Origin of the sequence: Duganella vulcania, from assembly GCF_009857655.1 — a bacterium.
GTDB classification, from domain to species: domain Bacteria; phylum Pseudomonadota; class Gammaproteobacteria; order Burkholderiales; family Burkholderiaceae_D; genus Rugamonas; species Rugamonas vulcania.
On record NZ_WWCX01000277.1, the window covers coordinates 1 to 658 of the forward strand.

A 658-nucleotide genomic window follows, 5' to 3' on the forward strand; every position below is an offset into this window, starting at 1 on the left:
TGCCGGAATGGCGCGGCTACTTCGCGCCGCCGGCGCTGCAGGCCCTGATCGTCGAGGCGCTGGCGAACAACCGCGACCTGCGCATCGCGGTCCTGCGCGTCGAACAGGCCCGCGCCGCCTACGGCATCGAGCGCGCCAACCGCCTGCCGGTGCTGGCCGCCCAGGCAAGCGGACAGCGCCAGCAGGTGCCGGCCGACCTCAGCCTGACACGCCACGAAATGATCACCAGCCAGTACCAGGCCGGGCTGGGCGTGAGCGCGTGGGAAATCGACCTGTGGGGCCGCCTGGCCAGCCTGCGCGGGGCCGCGCTGGAAGACTACCTGGCCAGCGACGCCGCGCGCCGCGCCGTCACCATGTCGCTGATCACCCACGTGGCCGAGGGCTACTTCGACGTGCGCGAGATCGACCAGCGCATCGCGCTGGCGCGCCGCACGCTGGCCACCCGCCAGGAAAGCTACCGCATCTTCTCGCGCCGGGTCGCGGTCGGCGCCACCTCGCGCCTGAACCTGACCCAGGTCGAAACCCTGCTGCTGCAAGCGCAGGCGCTCACCAGCCAGCTCGAGCAGGAGCGCGACCGCAAGCGCCACGCGCTGCAACTGCTGGTCGGCAGCCCGCACGCGCTGGCGCCGCTGGACGCCGAAGCCGCCAGCGCGGCCGG

At 73.3% G+C, this 658-nt stretch carries 1 protein-coding gene; it reads left to right on the plus strand.

What is annotated here, in order from left to right:
• On the plus strand, window positions 1-658 hold a 658-nt coding region (locus tag GTP90_RS35960), incomplete at both ends, for a TolC family protein (protein WP_161087954.1).